Source organism: Streptomyces sp. NPDC086766 (genome assembly GCF_044746005.1).
In the GTDB taxonomy this organism is placed as follows: Bacteria; Actinomycetota; Actinomycetes; order Streptomycetales; family Streptomycetaceae; genus Streptomyces.
In genome coordinates, this window is the sequence record NZ_JBIVBI010000013.1 from 188,887 (window position 1) to 207,647 (window position 18,761).

An 18,761-nucleotide genomic window follows, 5' to 3' on the forward strand; every position below is an offset into this window, starting at 1 on the left:
CATGGGGGCGGGACACGCGCACAAGCTCTACCGGCACGGGCACTCGCCCGTGCACGGCCTGCCGCCGCACACCAAGCTCGCCGCGGCCTTCGCCTTCGTGGTCGTGGTCGTCTCGACCCCGCGCGAGGCGATGTGGGCCTTCGCCCTGTACGCCGTCCTGCTGGGCCTGGTCGCCCAGGCGGCCCGGGTGCCGGCCGGCTTCCTGCTGCGGCGGCTGCTGATCGAGGTGCCGTTCGTGGCGTTCGCCGTGCTCATGCCGTTCGTGGCGGAGGGCGAGCGGGTGCACGTCCTCGGGCTGTCGCTGAGCGTGCACGGCCTGTGGGGCGCCTGGAACGTGCTGGCCAAGGGCACCCTCGGCGTCGCCGCCTCGGTCCTGCTCGCCGCCACCACCGAACTGCGCGAACTCCTCCTCGGCCTGCAGCGCCTCAGGCTGCCACCGCTGCTGGTGCAGATCGCCTCCTTCATGATCCGCTACGGCGACGTCATCACCGACGAGATGCGGCGGATGCGGATCGCCCGGGAGTCGCGCGGCTTCGAGGCGCGCGGGATCCGGCACTGGGGCGTGCTCGCGAAGTCGGCGGGCGCGCTGTTCATCCGCTCCTACGAACGCGGCGAGCGGGTGCACCTGGCGATGGTCAGCCGCGGCTACGCCGGCGCCATGCCGGTGATCGACGAGGTGACCGCCTCCCGGGCGCAGTGGTCGTACGCCCTCGCCCTCCCCTTCGCCGCCCTCGTCGTCTGTCTGCTGGGATGGATCCTGTGACTGCCGCTTCCCCCGCCTCCCTCGAGGTCTCCGGCCTCGCCTTCGCCTACCCCGACGGCCACCAGGCCCTGTTCGGCGTGGACTTCCGCATCGCGCGCGGGGAGCGGGTCGCCCTGCTCGGCCCGAACGGCGCCGGCAAGACCACCCTCGTGCTGCACCTCAACGGCATCCTGAGCGGCGGGACCGGCACCGTCACGGTGGCCGGACTGCCCGTCGGGCGCGCGCACATGGCCGAGATCCGGCAGAAGGTCGGCATCGTCTTCCAGGACCCGGACGACCAGCTGTTCATGCCGACCGTGCGGGAGGACGTGGCGTTCGGCCCGGCGGCGGCCGGGCTGAAGGGGGCGGCACTGGAGGAGCGGGTGCGCACCGCGCTGGAGCGGGTCGGCATGGCGGACTTCGCCGAACGCCCGCCGCACCACCTCTCGTTCGGCCAGCGCCGCCGGGTGGCGGTGGCGACCGTGCTCGCCATGGAGCCGGAGATCCTGGTGCTGGACGAGCCGTCGTCCAACCTCGACCCGGCCTCGCGCCGCGAACTGGCCGACATCCTGCGCTCGCTGGACGTGACGGTGCTCATGGTCACCCACGACCTGCCGTACGCGCTGGAGTTGTGCCCGCGCTCGCTGATCCTCAGCGACGGCGTGATCGCCGCGGACGGCCCGACCGGCGAACTCCTCTCCGACGAGGCGCTGATGGGAGCCCATCGGCTGGAGCTGCCCTTCGGATTCGACCCGCGCTCCGTGACAATGGGCGCGTGACGAACCGGGACGAGAACCAGGGGGCGGCCGGGTCGCTGCTCCTGGACCACCAGCTGTGCTTCGCGCTGTACGCGGCCCAGCGCGCGGTGACGGCCGCGTACCGGCCGCTCCTAGACGAGCTGGGGCTCACCTATCCCCAGTACCTGGTGCTGCTGGTGCTCTGGGAGCGCGGCGAGACGACGGTGAAGGAACTGACCGCGGCCCTGCGTCTCGACTACGGCACGGTGTCCCCGCTGCTGAAGCGGCTGGAGGCGGCGGGCCTGGTGCGCCGGGAGCGCTCGGCGCGCGACGAGCGGTCGGTGCTGGTCGCGGTCACCGGGCGCGGCGAGGAGCTGCGGGAGCGGGCGGCGCGGGTCCCGGGCGCCATGCTGGCGGCGGCGGAGCTGGACGCGGCGGAGGCCGAGCGGCTGCGCGAGGAGCTGTGGCGGCTCGCACGGCGCGCCGACCGGGCGGCGGACCGGGTTCGCTGACCGGGGCGGGGGCCTGCTGACCGGTCTGCTGACGCGGGGGGGGGGCCGGCTGACCGGGACGGGCCGCCGGGGCCGCCGCGCACCGGGGCCGGGAAACCGGGTCACCGGCCGGGTCGGCAACATCGATGTAACGATCGTGCCCGGCGGGCGCCACACAGGAATCGCAGGCTGGACGACCGTGTTGCACTCGATGTCGTAGGCGAGGCACAGGGAGGGACGCGGGCGTGGACGTGCACGGCACAGTGGCCGAGGGCTTCGAGCCGGTCGGGGAGGCGTTCGCGGCGAACTTCGACCGGCTGGGCGACCGGGGCGCGGCGGTGGCCGTGTACCGGGACGGGCACAAGGTCGTCGACCTGTGGGGCGGCACGAAGGACGTCGACGGCCCGGCTCCCTGGGAGCGGGGCACCGCCCAGATCGTGCGCTCGGCGACCAAGGGCGTCGCCGCCGCCGTACTCCTGCTGCTGCACCAGCGCGGGGAGCTGGACCTGGACGCGCCGGTGGGGGCGTACTGGCCCGAGTACAAGACGGCCGGCAAGGAGCGCACCCGCGTCCGCGACCTGCTCGCGCACCGCGCCGGGGTGCCGGTGCTGGAACGCCCGCTGACCCCGGAGCAGGCCGCCGATTCGGTGCTCGGCGCCGCCGCCGTGGCGGCGCAGCCCCCGGTGTGGGAGCCGGGCACGGACCACGGCTACCACGCGCAGACGTACAGCTGGCTGACGGGCGAGCTGGTCCTGCGGGTGACCGGCCGCCCGATCGGCGAGTGGATCGCGCGCGAGATGGCGGAGCCGGCCGGGGCGGACCTGTGGGTCGGCCTGCCGGAGCGCGAGACCGGGCGCGCGGGCCGGGTGGGGCAGACCGAGGCCCCTCGGTCCGCGGGCGCGCTGCGGACCCGCCCCAAGCGGTCGGTGGCCGAGGCGTACGCCGACCCCGGCTCGCTGACCCGGCGCGCGTTCGCGGCGATCAGCCCCCTGCCGGACGAGAACGACCCCGACTACCGTGCCGCCGCGCTGCCCGCCTCCAACGGCATCGCCACCGCCGACGGCCTGGCGCGCTTCTACGCCGCGCTGATCGGCGAAGTGGACGGCGGACGGCGCCTGTTCACCCCCGCGACCATGGAACTCGCCCGCGCGGAGCACTCCTTCGGGCCGGACCGCGTGCTCGTGGTGAACACGCGGTTCGGCCTCGGGTACATGCTGCACGGCAGCGCCTCCCCCCTCCTCGGACCGGGTTCCTTCGGCCACCCGGGCCGGGGCGGCGCTCTCGGCTTCGCCGACCCGGAGTCGGGCATCGCCTTCGGCTACGTCACCAACGGCTTCCGCACCAGCGTGACGGCGGACCCGAGGGCGCAGGCGCTGATCGGGGCGGTACGGGCGTCCCTGACGTCCCTGGCGTAGGGCCTGCCCGGACCGGTCAGACGTGGATCGGGTGCGAGGTGTGCCCGGACGCCTGGTCGATCTCCCCGTGCGCCTTGGTCAGCAGTTCCATGGCGATGTCGTTGAGGGCGCGGGCTCCGGCGATCTCCTCGCCGACCCGCGGCTGATTCGTGTCGGTGTAGTGCCGGCTGGCCCGCCCGTGGCCCCGTACCTCGGAACCGTCGGGCAGGCGCACGAGCGCCGCCGCCCGCGTGTGCGTCTCGTCCTCCTCGAACTCCAGCTCGACATGCCATCCCACAGTGGTGTGCATCATGACGGTCACCTCCGGAACATCTGCTTCCAGAGTGCCCCTCGCACGCCGGCCGCGCACCCAAGAGGACGGGCCGGAGTCCGCCCGGTCAGCCCGTGTGCAGCATCAGGCCGATGCCGACGACCAGCAGCCCCGCCGCCGCGATGCGCGGCGCCCCGAAACGCTCCTTGAAGAACACCGCCCCGATCGCCGCGCCGACGAGGATCGAGGACTCCCGCAGCGCCGCGATCGGCGCGAGTTCCGCCTTCGTCTGCGCCCACAGCACCAGCGCGTAGGCCGCCACGGACAGCACGGCGCCGAGCAGCCCCACGGCGGCGAACGGCCGCAGCAGAGCGGCCGTCCGCCCGCGCCACCGCCACGCCGCGTACCCCGGGATCACGACCCCCTGGATCGCCATCAGCCACGCGATGTATCCCAGGGGCGACCCCGAGGCCCGTACCCCGAGCCCGTCGACGACCGTGTAGGCCGCGATGGTCAGACCCGTCGCGAGCGCCGCCCCGATCGCAGCCCAGTGCGGCCGGTGCCCGCGCAGCCCCCACAGGGCGACGCCGGTCAGCCCGGCGCAGGACACCGCGATGCCGGTCGCCGCCCAGCCGTCGGGCACCTCGTGCGCGAAGACGGCCGCGAGCGCGGTGACCACCAGCGGGGCGGAGCCGCGCGCGAGGGGGTAGACCTGCCCGAAGTCGCCCAGCCGGAACGACGTCATCAGCAGGGCGTAGTAGACGACGTGGATGGCCGCCGAGCAGAACAGGTACGGCCACGCCGGGGCCGCCGGCAGCGCGGCGAACGGCGTCAGGGCCAGCCCGATCAGCACGCCCCCGCCCGCGATCAGCGTGAAGCCGACGAGCTTGTCGGTGATGCGGTGGGCGATCGCGTTCCAGCCGGCGTGGGTGACGGCGGCCAGCAGGACGGCCGCGGTGACGACGGGCGTCACGAGGTGCGCTCGCGCACGTCCACCAGGGTGCCGCCGGCCTGGGCGACCAGCTCCTTCGGGGCCATGGGGAAGACGGCGTGGGACGTGCCGGCGGCGGCCCACACGACGTCGTGCTCCAGCAGCGAGCGGTCGGCGAGCACCCGGGTCCGCGTGCGGTGCCCGAAGGGCGGGACGCCGCCGATGGCGTACCCCGTCGTCTCGCGGACGACGTCCGCCCGCGCCCGGGTCACCCGCTCGGCGCCGAGTTCCCGCCGCACCCGTTCGACGTCCACGCGAGAGGCGCCGTCCATGAGGACCAGCACGGGCACGGAGTCCGCGGCGAAGATCAGCGACTTGCAGATCCGGCTCAACTCGCAGCCGATCGCGGCGGCGGCCTCGGCGGCGGTCCGCGCCCCGTCCGGGAACCGCCGGACCTCGTCGATCAGGTCCGCCAGTCCCCGCTCCCGCAGGGCCTCGGCGAAACGCGGGTGGGCTCCCGACTCGGAAGACGTGCTCATGACCCGCAGGCTAGCCGCCGGGGCCGGGCCGTCACGAGCGAATTCCGCCACGTGGGACGGGGGTCGATGAGAAGAGTCCGGTGAGGAGAGCCGGGCGCCGAGGCGGCGCCGACGCCCCGGGGCACGCCTGCCGGTTTTCCACAAGTTGCTCCTCCCCATGCCCCGGCGAAGCATGGGGAGGTGAGCTATCTGCGCCTGCCGCACCTCAGCGGCGACCTGCTGTGCTTCGTGTCCGAGGACGACCTCTGGCTCGCGCCGCTCGACGGAGCCGAGCGCGCCTGGCGGCTCACCGTGGACCGCACCAAGGCCGGCCACCCCCGCTTCTCCCCCGACGGCAGCGCCATCGCGTACACGAGCTGGCGCAGCCTGGTGCCCGAGATCCACCTGGTCCCGGTCGACGGCGGGCCGGCCCGGCAGCTGACGTACTGGGGCAGCTCGGACACGCGGGTGTGCGGCTGGAGCGCGCCCGACGAGCAGGGACGCAGCCACATCCTCGCCGTCACCTCCCACGGCGAGCCCTTCTCCTACTTCACCTGGGCCTACAAGGTGCCCACCGACGGCGGCCCCGGCCACCAGCTCCCCTGGGGCCCGGTCTCCGACATCCAGGTGGCCGACATCGCGGGCGAGCGGAAGACCCTGCTGCTCACGGGCACCCCGCCGCACGAACCGGCGTCCTGGAAGCGCTACCGGGGCGGCGCCACGGGCCGGCTCTGGCTGCACGGTCAGCGCCTGCTCGCCGACATCGGCGGCCATCTGGACTCCCCCATGGCCGTCGGGGGGCGGGTCGCCTTCCTCTCCGACCACGAGGGCGTGGGCAACCTCTACTCGTGCGCGCCCGACGGCTCCGACCTGCGCCGCCACACCGACCACGACTCCTTCTACGCCCGCCACGCCTCCACCGACGGCACCCGGGTGGTGTACCAGTGCGCGGGCGACCTGTGGATCGTCGACGGCCTCGCCCCCGACTCGGTGCCGCGCCGGCTGGACGTACGGCTGAGCGGGCCGCGGGCGGGCCGCCGCCCCTACCAGGTGCCGGCCGCCCAGCACGTGGACGGCATCTCGGTCGACGACACCGGCCGGGCCAGCGCCGTCGTCGTCCGCGGCTCCCTGTACTGGCTCACCCACCGCGACGGCCCCGCGCGCACCCTCGTCGAGACCCCGGGCGTCCGCGTCCGGCTGCCGGAGATGCTCGGCGAGACCGGCCGGGTCGCCCATGTCACCGACGCCGAGGGCGAGGACGCCGTCGAGATCACCTTCCTGCCGCGCGCCACCGGCGACCGGTCGCCCCGACGGCTCGCCTCGGGCGCCCTGGGCCGCGTCCTGGAGATGGTCTGCGACCCCGAGGGCGAACGGCTGGCCGTCGCCTCCCACGACGGACGGCTGCTGCTGCTCGACGTGCGGGAGGAGACGGGCGCGCCGGCCGGGGCGGAGGCGGGAGCGGAGGCCGACGCGGGGGCGGGGGCGGAGGGGGGCGCGGACCCGGGTGCCGCCGGTGAACCGGGCGGTGCGGTCACCGAGTTGATCCGGTCGGCCAACGGCCCGGTGCGCGACCTCGCGTTCTCCCCGGACGGGGCCTGGCTGACCTGGTCGCACCCGGGCATCGGCCGCACCCTCCGGCAGATCAAGATGGCCCGCATCAAGGACCACCTGACCGTCGACGTCACCGACGGCCGCTTCGAGGACGAGAACCCGGTCTTCACCCGGGACGGCCGCTACCTCGCCTTCCTCTCCTGGCGCGGTTTCGACCCGGTCTACGACGTGCACACCGGGGACCTGTCCTTCCCGCTCGGCTGCAAGCCCTATCTCGTCCCCCTGTCCTCGGCGACCCCCTCCCCCTTCGCGCTCAACCCCGAGGGCCGCCCGGCGGCCGGCGGGCTCGACCCGGCCGAGGAGGAGGAGACCGGCGAGCCCGGCGCGGTGACCGTGGAGGTCGAGGGCCTGGCGAACCGGGTCACCCCGTTCCCGGTCATCGCCTCCAAGTACTCGGCGCTGCACCCGGTCGCGGGCGGCGGCCTGGTCTGGCTGCGCTGGCCGATCTCCGGCGCGCTGGGCGAGACGTTCGCGAACCCGGACGACACCACCGGCCGGCCGACGCTGGAGCACTTCAACCTCACCACGGCGAAGAAGCACGAACTCGTCGGCCACCTCGACTGGTTCACGGTCAGCGGCGACGGCACCCGGCTGGTCGTGGTCGACGAGGGCGAGCTGCGCGCGGTGCCGTCCACCGAGGTCGGCGACAGCGACTCCACGACCTGGATCGACGTACGCCGGATCCTGCACGTCGTCGACCCGGCCGCCGAGTGGCGTCAGGCGTACGAGGAGGCGGGCCGGCTGATCCGCGCCTACTTCTGGGATCCGGGCATGTGCGGCATCGACTGGGACGGGGTGCTCGCGCAGTACCGCCCGCTGGTCGAACGGGTCGCCTCACCGGACGAGTTCGCCGATCTGCTGCGCGAGGTGCTGGGCGAACTGTGCACCTCCCACGCGTACGTCACGGCCGCCCGCCGCAACGAGGGCCCGCCGCACTACCAGCGCCACCAGGGGCTGCTGGGCGCCAACCTGGTGCGCCGGGACGGCGGCTGGACGGTCAGGCGCATCCTGCCCGGCGACTCCTCCGACTCCAAGGCCCGTTCCCCGCTGGCGGGCACCGGCATCCGCGAGGGGGCGGTCCTGACCCACGTGGACGGCCGCCCGGTGGACCCGGTCGCGGGCCCGTACCCGCTGCTCGCGGGCTCCGGCGGTACGACGGTGGAGCTCACCTTCTCGCCCGCCGGGGGCGCGGGACCGCCACGCCGGGTCGCCGTCGTCCCCCTCGTCGACGAGCGGCCGCTGCGCTACCAGGACTGGGTGGCCAAACGCCGCGAGGTCGTGCGCGAGGTGAGCGGTGGCCGGTGCGGCTATCTGCACATCCCCGACATGGGCGGCTCGGGCTGGGCGCAGTTCAACCGGGACCTGCGCAAAGAGGTCTCGCTGCCGGCCTTGATCGTCGACGTGCGCGGCAACGCGGGCGGCCACATCAGCGAACTGGTCGTCGAGAAGCTGACCCGTACGATCCTGGGCTGGGACCTGACCCGGGACGCCGAGCCGGTGTCGTACACCTCGAACGCGCCCAGGGGCCCCCTCGTGGCCCTCGCCGACGAGGCGACCTCCTCCGACGGCGACATGATCACCGCGGCCTTCAAACTGCTGAAGCTCGGACCGGTCGTCGGCCAGCGCACCTGGGGCGGGGTGGTCGGCATGACCGGCAGGCACCGGCTGGGCGACGGCACGGTGATCACGGTGCCGATGAACGCGGCCTGGTTCGACGCCTACGGCTGGTCCGTGGAGAACCACGGCGTCGCCCCCGACCTGGAGGTCCTGCGCACCCCTCTGGACTGGGCCGAGGGCCGCCACGCCCAACTCGACGACGCCGTCGAACTGGCCCTGGACCTCCTCACCACCAACCCCCCGGCCACTCCCCCGCCCCACCACGACATCCCCACCCTCTCCCGCCCCGCCCTCCCGCCACGGCCCGACTCGAAGGAGCGGTAACCGTAAGAGCGGTGACCGTCCCTGCCAACGGCACGGGCCCAGGACGGCGTCCTTCACGCCCCCGGAGGGACAACGCCGAACGTGGGGCACCCCAACCGGCAAGGGGCACCCCACGCTTCACGGCCGAAGCCGAACGCAGCGACTAGGCGTCGTAGTCCTGGTCGAAGCGGTCCTCCATCTCGTCCCGCGGGTGCTCGCCGCCCTGGCGGCCACGCTCACGGGACTCGGAGGAGCGCTCACGCTGCTGGCCCGCGTGCTGGCCCGGGTGCTGCCCCGCGTGCTGCCCCGCCTTCTCGCGGGCCTCACCGGCCTTCTGCTTGCCCTGCTGGTGCCGCTGCTCGGCCTGGTCCTGGTACTTGTCCTTCATGCCCATGCGGTTTCACTCCCAAAGTGGGTGAGGGGATCGGGCTCGACCAGATTCACACGGGCGGTGACCCTGCGCATGTCGATCAGTCACGGTGCGTAGCGCGCTGGTGTTCGTCGGCCGCACCACCCGCCCCGACCAGGCCCGTTCTCATCCCCGTCAGCCGGTCCGCGAACCGCCGCATCTCCCGCTGCCCCACCGTCCCGATCAGCCCCGGCAGATAGCCGCGCACCCCCTGCATCCCGCGCAGCCACCACTGCCCGTACACATGGCCGGCCCGGCGCTCGATCCCGGCCACGATCCGGTCCACCGCCGGACCCAGCGGATAGGTCTTGTTGGACGGCCACGGCAGCCGCTGCCGCAACTCCCGCATGACGTCCTCCTGATCGGCCCCGCGCACCATGTCCGTGTCGGTCCACGACAGGTAGGCGACGCCCACCCGCACGCCCCGGTAGCCGACTTCGGCCCGCAGGCTGTGCGCGTACGCCTCCACGCCCGACTTGGACGCGCAGTACGCCGTCATCATCGGCGCCGGGGTGATCGCCGCGAGCGAGGCGATCTGGAGCAGATAGCCCCGGCTCTCCGTCAGCACCGGCAGGAACGCCCGGCCGGTCACCGCCGACCCGATGAGGTTCACCTCGATCACCCGCCGCCAGGACTCCGGGTCGGAGTCGACGAACGGACCGCCGGTCGCCACACCGGCGTTGGCGACCACGATGTCGACCTTCCCGAACCGCTCCTTGACCTCCGCCGCGACCCGGCTCATCGCCTCGTGGTCGGTGACGTCGGCGTACCAGTGGTCGCTCTCGCCGTGCAGCCGCTCCGACACCTGCTTCAGCTCGTCCGGTTCGAGGCCGACCAGGGCGACCTTCGCGCCGCGCGCCGACAGCTTGCGCGCGAGCAGCTCGCCGACGCCCCGTGCCGCTCCGGTGACGACCGCGACCTGCCCCTCCAGGCTCACCCTGCTCATGCGCCCTCCCTGATCCCTGCCTCGTCGGTGTTCTTCGCCGTGTCCGATACCGCGTGCGCGGTGACCAGTTCCTGGATGCGGCGCGTGACCGCATCGGGAGCCTCCACCGGCGTCATGTGGCCGAGTCCGGGCAGCTCCGTCAGCCCGACGCACAGCGGCAGCGCCGCCGCGAGCGCCCGCGCGTGCACCGGCGGGGTCAGCCGGTCGGCCGTGCCCACCAGCACCGCCGTCGGAACCCTCAACTCCCTTACTCCGTGTTCGAGATCGAGGGCGGCGAGCACCTGCGACCAGGAGTGCCGCACCCGGCGCGGGCAGGCGTGCACGATCCGCGCGCAGGCCTCGACCATGTGCGGCGCCGAACCGGCACCCATCGTGGCGTACTTGAGGATCCGCCGCGCGAGCGGCGTGACCGGTCCGAGCGGCGCCCGGGAGCCGAGCACGTTCCGGGTCAGCCAGGTCCGCAGCCGCCCGGCCCGGATCGGTACGACCGTCGACTCGGCGACCAGCCGCGAACTGCCCGTGCTGCACAGCAGGACCGCCGCGGCGTGCTCCTGGAACCGGGGCCGCCCGGCCGCGGCCAGCACGGTCATGCCGCCCATCGAGTGCCCGGCGACGACGGCCCTCTCGCCGGGCGCGAGGGTCGCCGCGAGCACCGCCTCCAGGTCGTCGGCGAGCGCGTCCGTGCTGCACGCCGGACTCGCGGGGCTGCGGCCGTGGCCGCGCTGGTCGTAGACGACGACCCGGTGGTCGGCGGCCAGGTCCCGGATCTGCGCGGCCCAGAAGGCCGTGGAGCAGGTCCAGCCGTGGGCGAGGACGACCACCGGGGCGGCGGGGTCGTCGGCGGGCCCGTGCACCTCGACGTGCAGCCGGGCGCCGTCGGCGGAGACGGCCGTCAGTTCGCGGGTGGGGGCGGGCGGGGCGTACGGGCCGGAGGCCACGTGCGTCGGACGGCTCACGCGTCCACCTCCGCGGGCGCCGGGGAGCCGGCGGCGTCGGGCGCGGCGCCGCCGGCCGCGGCGGTCCGGCCGGCGTCCCGCGAGGTGCCACCCGGGGCGGCCGTCCCGCCGACGTCCCGCGCGGGCGGCCGCAGCACCTCGTACTCCGCGAGGTCCACCCGCCGGGTGGCGCGCCGGAACTCCGCCGTCGTGCCCGGCCAGACGGTGGTGTTGCGGCCGCTCGCGTCCAGGTACCAGCTGGTGCAGCCGCCGGTGTTCCACACCGTGCGCTTCATGCGCTCCTGCACCATGTGGTTCCACGCCCCCACCGCGTCCGGGCGGGCGTCGAGGGCGGCGCGGCCGCCGAGGACGTTCAGCTGGCGCAGGTAGTCGGCCATGTAGTTCAGCTGGGACTCGATCATGAGGATCATCGACGAGTTCCCGAGGCCGGTGTTGGGCCCGATGATGGTCATCCAGTTCGGGAACCCGGCCGCGCTCGCGCCGCGCAGCGCCTCCATCCCGCCCTTCCAGGTCTCCGCCAGCGTCCGGCCGTCCGCGCCGACCACACGCTCGGCGATCGGCATGTCGGTGACGTGGAAGCCGGTGCCGAAGACGATCGCGTCGACCTCGGCCTCGCTGCCGTCGGCGGCGACCAGGGTCGAGCCGCGGACCTCGGCGAGCCCGCCGGTGACGACGTCCACATTGGGCTGCGCGAGCGCCGGGTAGTACGTGTTGGACAGCAGGATCCGCTTGCAGCCGATGCGGTAGTCGGGGGTGAGCTTGGCGCGCAGCGCCGGGTCCTTGACCGCCCGGGCCATGTTGCCCTTGGCGAGCTTCTCCACGAAGCCGAGCTCGCCCGGGTGCTTGGTGAACGCCTGGACCTGCAACTCCCGGATGCCCCACAGCACTCCGCGGCGCAGCTGCGTGGTGAACGGCAGCGCGCGGTGCAGCCGGCGCTCCAGGCCGCTGATGGCGCGGTCGGCGCGCGGCATCACCCAGGGCGCGGTGCGCTGGAAGAGGGTGAGGTGGGCGACCTCGGGCTGGATGGACGGCACGATCTGGATGGCGGAGGCGCCGGTGCCGACCATGGCGACCCGCTTGCCGCGCAGGTCGTAGTCGTGGTCCCAGCGGGCGGAGTGGAAGACCTTGCCGGGGAAGGAGTCCAGGCCCGGGATGTCCGGGACCTTGGGGTCGGACAGCGGCCCGGTCGCGGAGACCACGACGTCGGCCGACAGGTTCCCGGCCGCCGTCTCGATGTCCCAGCGCAGCTTCTCGGCGTCCCAGGTCATCCGGGCCACCTCGGCGCCGAAGCGGATGTGCGGGCGCAGGCGGAAGACGTCGGCGACGTGCTCCAGGTAGGCGCGGATGTGCTCCTGCCCGGAGAAGGCGCGCGGCCAGTCGGGGTTGGGCGCGAAGGAGAACGAGTACAGGTGGGACGGCACGTCGCAGGCGCACCCCGGATAGCTGTTGTCGCGCCAGGTGCCGCCGACGCTGTCCGACCGCTCCAGGACGACGAAGTCGGTGATCCCCTCGCGGCGCAGCCGCACGGCCGCGCCGAGTCCGCCGAACCCGGACCCGATCACCGCCACCCGCACATGCTCGTGTTCGGCCATTGCGCGCCCCTCCATGCCTCGCGTAGTCCTGCGGCGAAATCCGCCGGCCGGTCCGGGTGTCCCGGCCGGCCGACCATGCCAGTGAACACTGGCGCAATGGGGAGAGTAGAGGAGGTCCGTACCGAGCGGTAGGGGTCGGGACGACGAAAGTTACCGGCGGTACAACATAGGCTTCTGACGTGGCAGCAGACGGTGGACGACGCGAGTACCGCATGGAGGAGCTGGCCAGGCTGGCCGGCATCACGGTGCGCACCCTGCGCTTCTACCGCGAGCGCAAACTCATCCCGCCGCCCCGCCGCGAGGGCCGTATCGCCTGGTACGACGACCACCACCTGGCCCGGCTGCGCACGATCTCGGCCCTGCTGGAACGCGGCCACACCCTCAGCGGCATCGCCGAACTCGCCGAGGCCTTCGACCACGGCCGCGACGTCGGCGACCTGCTCGGCCTCGGCGCCCCCACCGAGGAGACCCCGGTCCGCCTCACTCCCGAGGAACTCGCCGACCACTTCGCCGGCCAGGTCACCGCGGAGAACCTCGCCGCCGCCATGCGGCTCGGCTATCTCGGCACCGACGGCGACGAGATCGTCCACATAAGCCGCCGCCTGCTCGACGTCTCCGCCGCCCTGGTCCGCGAGGGCATCCCGCTCGCCGAGGTCCTGGCCGCCGGACAACGCGTCCGCGAGCACGCCGACGCCCTCGCCGAACTCTTCACCGACCTCGTCACCCGCCACGCCCCCGAGGAGGAACTCCACCGCCTGCGCCCCCTGGCCAAGAGCGTGGTCGAGGCGGAACTCTCCATGGCCCTGGACCGCCGCCTGCGCAGGCATTGACCTGCGGCCGACCGGCCGACAGCCCACGCCGGGCGCCGACGCGGCACCCCCTCGCCCCCGCGTCCCACGTTTCCTGCCAGTTCATCCCATCGGGCCACTTTCCACACAACGGACCGCGAAACCGAGTTCGGACTCCGAGAGTGAGATCGAAAAGTCCCCGGCGGCTGTGGGACCAGCCCCGGGGTATGGCCGACTCTGCTCAGGAGCGTCGACGTGCCCCAGCGCAGTCCTCAACTTGTCTCGCAAGCTCAGCTTCACTCGCCCCCGAACGGGCGCCCGAGGGCTGTCGCCGCCCTTCGCCTGAGCTGTCTCACCTCTGTCACCACTTCGCCCGAGCGACAGCGCGCGACCATCCAGCTCCACGCGGACAGACGCGGCATGACGCTCGTTGCCGAGTCCGCGGATCTGGGTGTCTCGGCGCGCAGCACCTCTCCCTTCGACAGGCCGTCGCTGTCTTCGTGGTTGCGCCGGCCTGACGAGTACGAAGCGATCGTCTGGGCTCATGTGGATCGCGCCGTGCGATCCACGACACACATGGCCGAATTGATCGCCCGGGGACGGCAGCAGGACCGGACGCTCGTCTTCGGGAGGATCGAAGCCGAGCACCCACTCGTGGTCACTCCACACGGGGATCCCACCGTCGTACGGCACTGCATGGCACTCGCCCGCGACGCCGAGCAGGAATCACGCACCATCTCCGCCCGCCTCAGCAGCAGTCACGAGTCGCTGCGGGCGGCAGGCCGCTACGGCGGTGGACTGGTCCCCTTCGGCTACCGCAAGGCGCCCCACCCGAACGGCAGGGGCTGGTACCTCGTTCCCGACCCGGAGACCATCTCCCTGGTCCGGTCCATCGTGGACGACGTGCGCGCAGGGCGGTCCTTGATCTCGATCGCGCGCCACCTGAACCAGCAGGGCGCGCCGGTCCCGCGTGATCGCCACGCCCAGTTGCAGGGGCGTCGCACGGGCGGCCGACGCCATGGGCGGGACTTCGAACGGTTTCGCTGGACGTCCGGCACCCTGTCCAAAGTACTGCGCAGCCCGTCGCTGGCCGGACACCGAACGCACGGCGGGCGAACAGTCCTCGACCCGTCGGGGGACCCGGTGCTGATCGGTCAGCCGATCCTCTCCCAAGAGGAGTTCGACGCACTGCAGGACATTCTCTCAGCACGCTCGAACGGCACCCGGCGCCCGCGAAGGCGGACCACGGCCCTGCTCATCGGCATCGTGCAGTGCGCGGGCTGCAGAGGCCGTATGTACTTCGCCGCACGCAAGGGCTACGCGTACGGCGACTACGTCTGTCGGGCGACCGCAAGAGGCGAGGTGTGCGCTGCTCCGGCAGGCATGCGCTCCGACTGGCTGGACGAGTACACGCTCGACCGCTATCGCCGGGCGACGGGGGCGGACGCCCCCGTGTCGCGTGAGGCTCTGCTCCGCGACGGGGTCCGCGTCACTGTCGAGAAAGGCCGCAGCGGCGGCGGGCCCGGCCGATTGGCTGGACCGGACACCTCACGCCTGACGTTCACCATCGCCGATCGCGTCGGCGAGCAGCGCGCGGACTGAGGCGACGGCTGCGGTCCGGAACGCCACCTAAAACCCCACCCGGTGCCGACCTCACATCTCGAAGACCACGGTCACCGGGGCATGGTCAGACCAGCGCTCCTCATGGCTCGCCGCCCGCTCCACGACGGCCTTGACGGCTCGAGCGGCGAGCCCGGGGGTGGCCACGGCGAGGTCGATCCTCCATCCCGCGTCGTTCTCGAAAGCCCGCCCCCGGTAGGACCACCAGGTGTACGGGCCCTCGGTGTCCGGGTGGAGGGTGCGGACGACGTCGACGTAGCCGCCGGCGGTGGGGGTCAGGACGGTGCCCAGCCACTCCCGTTCCTCGGGGAGGAAGCCGGAGTTCTTGGTGTTGCCGCGCCAGTTCTTGAGGTCGGCCTGCCGGTGGGCGATGTTCCAGTCGCCGCAGACGAGGACCTCGCGGCCGTCGGCGGCGGCCCGTTCGCGCAGTTCCTTGAGGTGGGCGAGGAACTCGCCCATGAAGCGCGCCTTCTCTTCCTGGCGCTCGGTGCCGACCTCGCCGGAGGGCAGGTACAGGCTGGCCACCGTGACGCCGGGCAGGTCGGCCTCGACGTACCGTCCGGCGGCGTCGAACTCGGCCGACCCGAATCCCACCCGGACCCGGTCGGGCTCCCGGCGGGTGTAGAGGCTGACGCCCGCGCGGCCCTTGGCGGCGGCCGGGGCGTGGACGACGTGCCAGCCCTCGGGGGCGCGCACGTGCTCGGGGAGCTGGTGCGGCTCGGCGCGCACCTCCTGCAGGCAGAGCACGTCGGCGGAGGTGTCCGCGAGCCACTCCACGAAGCCCTTCTTCGCGGCGGCCCGCAGTCCATTTACATTGGCGGACGTCACAGTGAGCACCCGGGCACCTTACCGGCACACTGGACGCGGTCTCGTCCGAGACGGATCCCGCCCGCTACTGCATTGATATACGGTTCCCCACATGAATTTCCACCCCGTGTCCTTCGACCACCCCGACGCCGTCAAGCTGAACGACGAGGTCCAGGCCGAGTACCACCTGCGCTACGGCGACGGCGGCGACGCCACGCACCTGGACCCGGCGGACTTCCGGCCGCCGCGCGGCGTGTACCTGATCGCGTACGACGCCGACGACACCCCCGTCGCGACGGGCGGCTGGCGCAGCCAGGACAGCAACCCCGAGGGCAACGAGGACGGCGACGCCGAGCTCAAGCGGATGTTCGTGGTCGAGCAGATGCGCGGCCGCGGTCTGGCCCGGCGGATGCTCGCCACGCTGGAGGAGGACGCCCGTGCGGCCGGCCGGGTCCGCATGGTGCTGGAGACCGGCGACCAGCAGCCCGAGGCCATCGCCCTGTACACCTCCAGCGGCTACGAACCGTGCGCCAAGTTCGGCTACTACCGGGAGTACGAGTCGAGCATGTGCTTCGCCAAGCTGCTGTAGCCGCGCGGAGACCGCCAACCCGGCCGGAGTCCCCGCCAGTTGCCCTCGCGGGGCTTCGGCGCGGGAGGGGCCTCGGCGGAGGGCGCCCGGCCACCGGGGCCCACAACGTGTCAGAGCCCCGGTCGGAATTCACCGACCGGGGCTCTGAGCTGCGTGGACCTGAGGGGATTTGAACCCCTGGCCCCCTCGATGCGAACGAGGTGCGCTACCGGACTGCGCCACAGGCCCTTGCAACGAGTGAAACTCTAGCATCCCCATCCGGGTGGTCGGAAATCCATTGCCCGGCTGGTCAGGGGCGGGTCTCCGGAGGCGGTGCTTCCGCCGGAGTCCCGCCGCCCCGGGGTCTACTCGTTGGCCGCCCGCGGGCGGTCCCCGTCCTCGTACTGGTCGAAGAGCGGCGTCCGGCCGCGCTCGCGGGAGCGGCGGGCGGACGCGGCGCGGCGGGCGTCGCTGCGCTCGTCGGCGGCCGGCCGGTCCTCGTCGTGGGCCGACTGCTGCTGCGGCGCGGCGTCGGGGACGGCGGGGGCCGCCTCGTGCTCCGGCGCGACGGAGCTGGACCGGGCCGAGCTCCAGGCGTCGGGCGCCCCGAGGTCGACGTCGGAGGTGGCGCGGGGGGCGACCGGCGCGGTCACGTACGTCGGCAGCGGCACCGGGACGGGGTCCCAGCTGTCGCCCTGGCCGGGACGCCGCTGGCGCTCGCGCTGCTGGTCGAGCCACTCGGCGTGGTCGGTCTGCTCGACGAGGGCGCGGCGGTCGGCGGCGAGCGCGGCCAGTTCCTGGTCGGCCTCCGGCTCGGGTCCGGCCTCCGGCTCGTCCGCGGCCGCCTCCACGGCCGCCCGCCGGCGCGGCTGGCGCTCGCGGAGCCGCTGCGCGGCGGCCTCCGCGCGGCGGCGGTCCATCTGGAAGGCGAAGCGGCGCCGCTCCTGCGCCCGCAGGTACACGATGTATCCGCTGAGCATGACGGCGGGCACGGCGGGGGCCCACAGGAGCGCCAGGCCGCCGACGGCCGCCACGATCGCGCCCAGGGTGAAGGCGAGAAAGAGGATGACGGTGGTGCGCCGGCGGCGCGCGAGGACCTTCGAGCGCCGCGCGCGCGCTGCGGCCGCCTCCGCTCCGGGGGCCCGCCGGGCAGCGGGGACGCGCGCGCGTGCGGCCACCTCGCCGGCCGTGACGGCCGGTCCGGCGGCGTGGGCCGCCGCGGAGGCGGACCGGGCCGCGGGTCTGCCCGGCCGCCCGGGTGCCGTACCCGGACGCTCGCGGTCCGGTGCCTGCTCGCGCTCCGGTGCCGGCATCGGAGCGGGCTCCTGTGCCCGGGTCGGGGACACGGCGAAGGCCCGGACGTCCACCGAGTCGGTGACGGCGTCCGGTCCCGTGGCGTCGCGCTCCCCCTCGTCGGTGGAGCGCGCCCGCAGGTCCCTGGCGTACCGGCGCTCCATGCCCGCCCGTCCGGACAGCAGCCGGATGGCTGTGCTGAAGCGTTCCGTCGGACGGGCCTCGTTCAGCTCGTCCTGCCTACGGAGCCACATCGGCACCAAGTAGGCGGCCCAGGCCCCGACAATGACTGCGTAGATGAGGCCGCTGCTGCTCACGTCTCACACGGTAGAGGGGTTTGCGTGAGGCCATCTGCCAATTGGGCCGGTGTGTCGCACGATCTGGCTGATATTTCGAACTTTTTTTGTGACCGATGCGATCAGTCGGCCGTCAACCCTGCGAATTCAATGCCCCCGAGACGGTCGGGAGCAGATCCAGGGTCGATCAATTTCGAACACTTATTCAATTTCCGGGCCATGCGGGATTCCCCCGGGTGTTCTGGTCGCCGGAGGCCGTGTTCCGGGCCCGCTGGGCGCGGGTGCGCCGCCAGCGGTTCAGCAGTCCGTCGGGCACCTCCTCCGCGGTGAGCGCGTAGACCAGATGGTCGCGCCAGGCGCCGTCGATGTGCAGATACCGCGGCCGCAGGCCCTCCTCGCGGAATCCGAGTTTCTCCACCACCCGGCGGCTCGGCCCGTTCTCCGGGCGAATGCAGACCTCGACGCGGTGCAGGCCGACGGTGCGGAAGCAGTGGTCCACGGCGAGCGCCACGGCCGTGGGCATCACCCCGCGGCCGGCCACCGCCTCGTCCACCCAGTAGCCGACGTGGCCCGAGCACATCGAGCCCCAAGTGATGCCGGCGACGGTCAACTGCCCGACCAGCCGCCCCTGGTACTCGATGACGAACGGCAGCATCCGGCCCGCGTGCGCCTCGGACCTGAGGTGGCGGACCATCTGGCGGTAGGTCGGCCGGTGGGTGATCGGGCCGCTGGGCGTGGGCGGCGGGATGGTCGCCTCCCAGGGTCTGAGCCAGTCCCGGTTGCGCCGGTTGACCTCGCGCCAGACCCGTTGGTCGCGCAGCTTTATCGGGCGGAGGACGACATCGCCCTCCGCGAGCACCGCGGGCCAGGA

At 73.4% G+C, this 18,761-nt stretch carries 18 protein-coding genes and 1 tRNA gene; 8 read left to right on the forward strand and 11 right to left on the reverse strand.

Going from position 1 to position 18,761, the window contains the following annotated elements; all coding sequences use genetic code 11:
• Position 1 precedes the first annotated feature (1 nt).
• The 4 genes from cbiQ (at position 2) to ACIPM1_RS23935 (ending at position 3,385) form a co-directional block, all read left to right on the forward strand.
• Complete coding sequence (cbiQ, locus tag ACIPM1_RS23920; protein WP_402437773.1) at positions 2 to 763, forward strand: cobalt ECF transporter T component CbiQ; 762 nt, start codon at positions 2 to 4, stop codon at positions 761 to 763.
• The gene (locus tag ACIPM1_RS23925) at positions 751 to 1,521 is read left to right on the forward strand and encodes an energy-coupling factor ABC transporter ATP-binding protein (protein ID WP_402437775.1); all 771 of its coding nucleotides are present in this window, start codon (positions 751 to 753) and stop codon (positions 1,519 to 1,521) included. The genes cbiQ and ACIPM1_RS23925 overlap by 13 nt, the downstream gene beginning before the upstream one ends.
• A complete protein-coding gene (locus ACIPM1_RS23930) occupies positions 1,518 to 1,991 on the forward strand; it encodes a MarR family winged helix-turn-helix transcriptional regulator (RefSeq protein WP_402437777.1) in 474 nt (157 codons plus the stop codon). The genes ACIPM1_RS23925 and ACIPM1_RS23930 overlap by 4 nt, the downstream gene beginning before the upstream one ends.
• Before the next feature lie 224 nt (positions 1,992 to 2,215).
• Positions 2,216 to 3,385 (forward strand): serine hydrolase domain-containing protein, encoded by a 1,170-nt coding sequence (locus ACIPM1_RS23935; RefSeq protein WP_402437779.1) that lies wholly within the window; start codon positions 2,216 to 2,218, stop codon positions 3,383 to 3,385.
• A 16-nt stretch (positions 3,386 to 3,401) separates the two neighbouring features.
• Here ACIPM1_RS23935 and ACIPM1_RS23940 read toward each other — a convergent pair whose 3' ends face one another.
• From ACIPM1_RS23940 to ACIPM1_RS23950, 3 genes are all read right to left on the reverse strand, one after another.
• Positions 3,402 to 3,677: a DUF1876 domain-containing protein gene (locus ACIPM1_RS23940; RefSeq protein WP_356188098.1), complete on the reverse strand. Its 276-nt coding sequence runs from the start codon at positions 3,675 to 3,677 to the stop codon at positions 3,402 to 3,404.
• 85 nt (positions 3,678 to 3,762) lie between these two features.
• Entirely contained in the window at positions 3,763 to 4,608 is an 846-nt protein-coding gene (locus tag ACIPM1_RS23945; RefSeq protein WP_402437781.1) for an EamA family transporter, read from the reverse strand.
• Entirely contained in the window at positions 4,605 to 5,105 is a 501-nt protein-coding gene (locus ACIPM1_RS23950) for a YbaK/EbsC family protein (RefSeq protein ID WP_402437784.1), read from the reverse strand. Before ACIPM1_RS23950 ends, ACIPM1_RS23945 begins: the two co-directional genes overlap by 4 nt.
• A 180-nt stretch (positions 5,106 to 5,285) precedes the next feature.
• On the opposite strand from ACIPM1_RS23950, the gene ACIPM1_RS23955 reads away from it, so the two are divergent.
• Positions 5,286 to 8,636, forward strand: coding sequence for a S41 family peptidase (locus ACIPM1_RS23955; protein ID WP_402437786.1), 3,351 nt, complete (start codon positions 5,286 to 5,288; stop codon positions 8,634 to 8,636).
• A 142-nt stretch (positions 8,637 to 8,778) separates the two neighbouring features.
• Here ACIPM1_RS23955 and ACIPM1_RS23960 read toward each other — a convergent pair whose 3' ends face one another.
• From ACIPM1_RS23960 to ACIPM1_RS23975, 4 genes are all read right to left on the reverse strand, one after another.
• Positions 8,779 to 9,009, reverse strand: a complete 231-nt coding sequence (locus ACIPM1_RS23960) for a hypothetical protein (RefSeq protein ID WP_402437789.1) — start codon at positions 9,007 to 9,009, stop codon at positions 8,779 to 8,781.
• 76 nt (positions 9,010 to 9,085) lie between these two features.
• The gene (locus ACIPM1_RS23965) at positions 9,086 to 9,970 is read right to left on the reverse strand and encodes an SDR family oxidoreductase (protein WP_402437792.1); all 885 of its coding nucleotides are present in this window, start codon (positions 9,968 to 9,970) and stop codon (positions 9,086 to 9,088) included.
• Positions 9,967 to 10,926, reverse strand: coding sequence for an alpha/beta fold hydrolase (locus ACIPM1_RS23970; RefSeq protein WP_402437795.1), 960 nt, complete (start codon positions 10,924 to 10,926; stop codon positions 9,967 to 9,969). The genes ACIPM1_RS23965 and ACIPM1_RS23970 overlap by 4 nt, the downstream gene beginning before the upstream one ends.
• Entirely contained in the window at positions 10,923 to 12,518 is a 1,596-nt protein-coding gene (locus ACIPM1_RS23975; protein ID WP_402437798.1) for a flavin-containing monooxygenase, read from the reverse strand. Before ACIPM1_RS23975 ends, ACIPM1_RS23970 begins: the two co-directional genes overlap by 4 nt.
• 212 nt (positions 12,519 to 12,730) lie before the next feature.
• Between ACIPM1_RS23975 and ACIPM1_RS23980 the strand changes: the two genes are divergently transcribed.
• Both ACIPM1_RS23980 and ACIPM1_RS23985 read left to right on the forward strand, forming a co-directional pair.
• A complete protein-coding gene (locus tag ACIPM1_RS23980; RefSeq protein WP_402437908.1) occupies positions 12,731 to 13,348 on the forward strand; it encodes a MerR family transcriptional regulator in 618 nt (205 codons plus the stop codon).
• 213 nt (positions 13,349 to 13,561) lie between these two features.
• Positions 13,562 to 14,908, forward strand: a complete 1,347-nt coding sequence (locus tag ACIPM1_RS23985; RefSeq protein ID WP_402437801.1) for a recombinase family protein — start codon at positions 13,562 to 13,564, stop codon at positions 14,906 to 14,908.
• 51 nt (positions 14,909 to 14,959) lie between these two features.
• On the opposite strand, the gene ACIPM1_RS23990 is transcribed toward ACIPM1_RS23985, so the two are convergent.
• Positions 14,960 to 15,763 (reverse strand): exodeoxyribonuclease III, encoded by an 804-nt coding sequence (locus tag ACIPM1_RS23990; protein WP_402437804.1) that lies wholly within the window; start codon positions 15,761 to 15,763, stop codon positions 14,960 to 14,962.
• Positions 15,764 to 15,845: 82 nt separating this feature from the next.
• On the opposite strand from ACIPM1_RS23990, the gene ACIPM1_RS23995 reads away from it, so the two are divergent.
• The gene (locus ACIPM1_RS23995) at positions 15,846 to 16,322 is read left to right on the forward strand and encodes a GNAT family N-acetyltransferase (protein ID WP_402437806.1); all 477 of its coding nucleotides are present in this window, start codon (positions 15,846 to 15,848) and stop codon (positions 16,320 to 16,322) included.
• 154 nt (positions 16,323 to 16,476) lie between these two features.
• Here the strand turns inward: ACIPM1_RS23995 and ACIPM1_RS24000 are convergent.
• The 3 genes from ACIPM1_RS24000 to ACIPM1_RS24010 form a co-directional block, all read right to left on the reverse strand.
• A tRNA-Ala gene (locus ACIPM1_RS24000) sits at positions 16,477 to 16,550 on the reverse strand.
• 116 nt (positions 16,551 to 16,666) lie between these two features.
• Positions 16,667 to 17,911: a gephyrin-like molybdotransferase receptor GlpR gene (gene glpR / locus ACIPM1_RS24005; protein ID WP_402437809.1), complete on the reverse strand. Its 1,245-nt coding sequence runs from the start codon at positions 17,909 to 17,911 to the stop codon at positions 16,667 to 16,669.
• Between the two features lie 184 nt (positions 17,912 to 18,095).
• Positions 18,096 to 18,749, reverse strand: a complete 654-nt coding sequence (locus tag ACIPM1_RS24010) for a GNAT family protein (RefSeq protein ID WP_356188120.1) — start codon at positions 18,747 to 18,749, stop codon at positions 18,096 to 18,098.
• Between the last annotated feature and the right edge of the window lie 12 nt (positions 18,750 to 18,761).

What these genes read in the sequence shown, in the direction of transcription:
- cbiQ (WP_402437773.1), top strand. Translation starts at nt 2, where the DNA reads ATGGGGGCGGGACACGCGCACAAGCTCTACCGGCACGGGCACTCGCCC.
- ACIPM1_RS23925 (WP_402437775.1), top strand. Translation starts at nt 751, where the DNA reads ATGGATCCTGTGACTGCCGCTTCCCCCGCCTCCCTCGAGGTCTCCGGC.
- ACIPM1_RS23940 (WP_356188098.1), bottom strand. Translation starts at nt 3,677, where the DNA reads ATGATGCACACCACTGTGGGATGGCATGTCGAGCTGGAGTTCGAGGAG.
- ACIPM1_RS23950 (WP_402437784.1), bottom strand. Translation starts at nt 5,105, where the DNA reads ATGAGCACGTCTTCCGAGTCGGGAGCCCACCCGCGTTTCGCCGAGGCC.
- ACIPM1_RS23960 (WP_402437789.1), bottom strand. Translation starts at nt 9,009, where the DNA reads ATGGGCATGAAGGACAAGTACCAGGACCAGGCCGAGCAGCGGCACCAG.
- ACIPM1_RS23965 (WP_402437792.1), bottom strand. Translation starts at nt 9,970, where the DNA reads ATGAGCAGGGTGAGCCTGGAGGGGCAGGTCGCGGTCGTCACCGGAGCG.
- ACIPM1_RS23975 (WP_402437798.1), bottom strand. Translation starts at nt 12,518, where the DNA reads ATGGCCGAACACGAGCATGTGCGGGTGGCGGTGATCGGGTCCGGGTTC.
- ACIPM1_RS23980 (WP_402437908.1), top strand. Translation starts at nt 12,731, where the DNA reads ATGGAGGAGCTGGCCAGGCTGGCCGGCATCACGGTGCGCACCCTGCGC.
- ACIPM1_RS23995 (WP_402437806.1), top strand. Translation starts at nt 15,846, where the DNA reads ATGAATTTCCACCCCGTGTCCTTCGACCACCCCGACGCCGTCAAGCTG.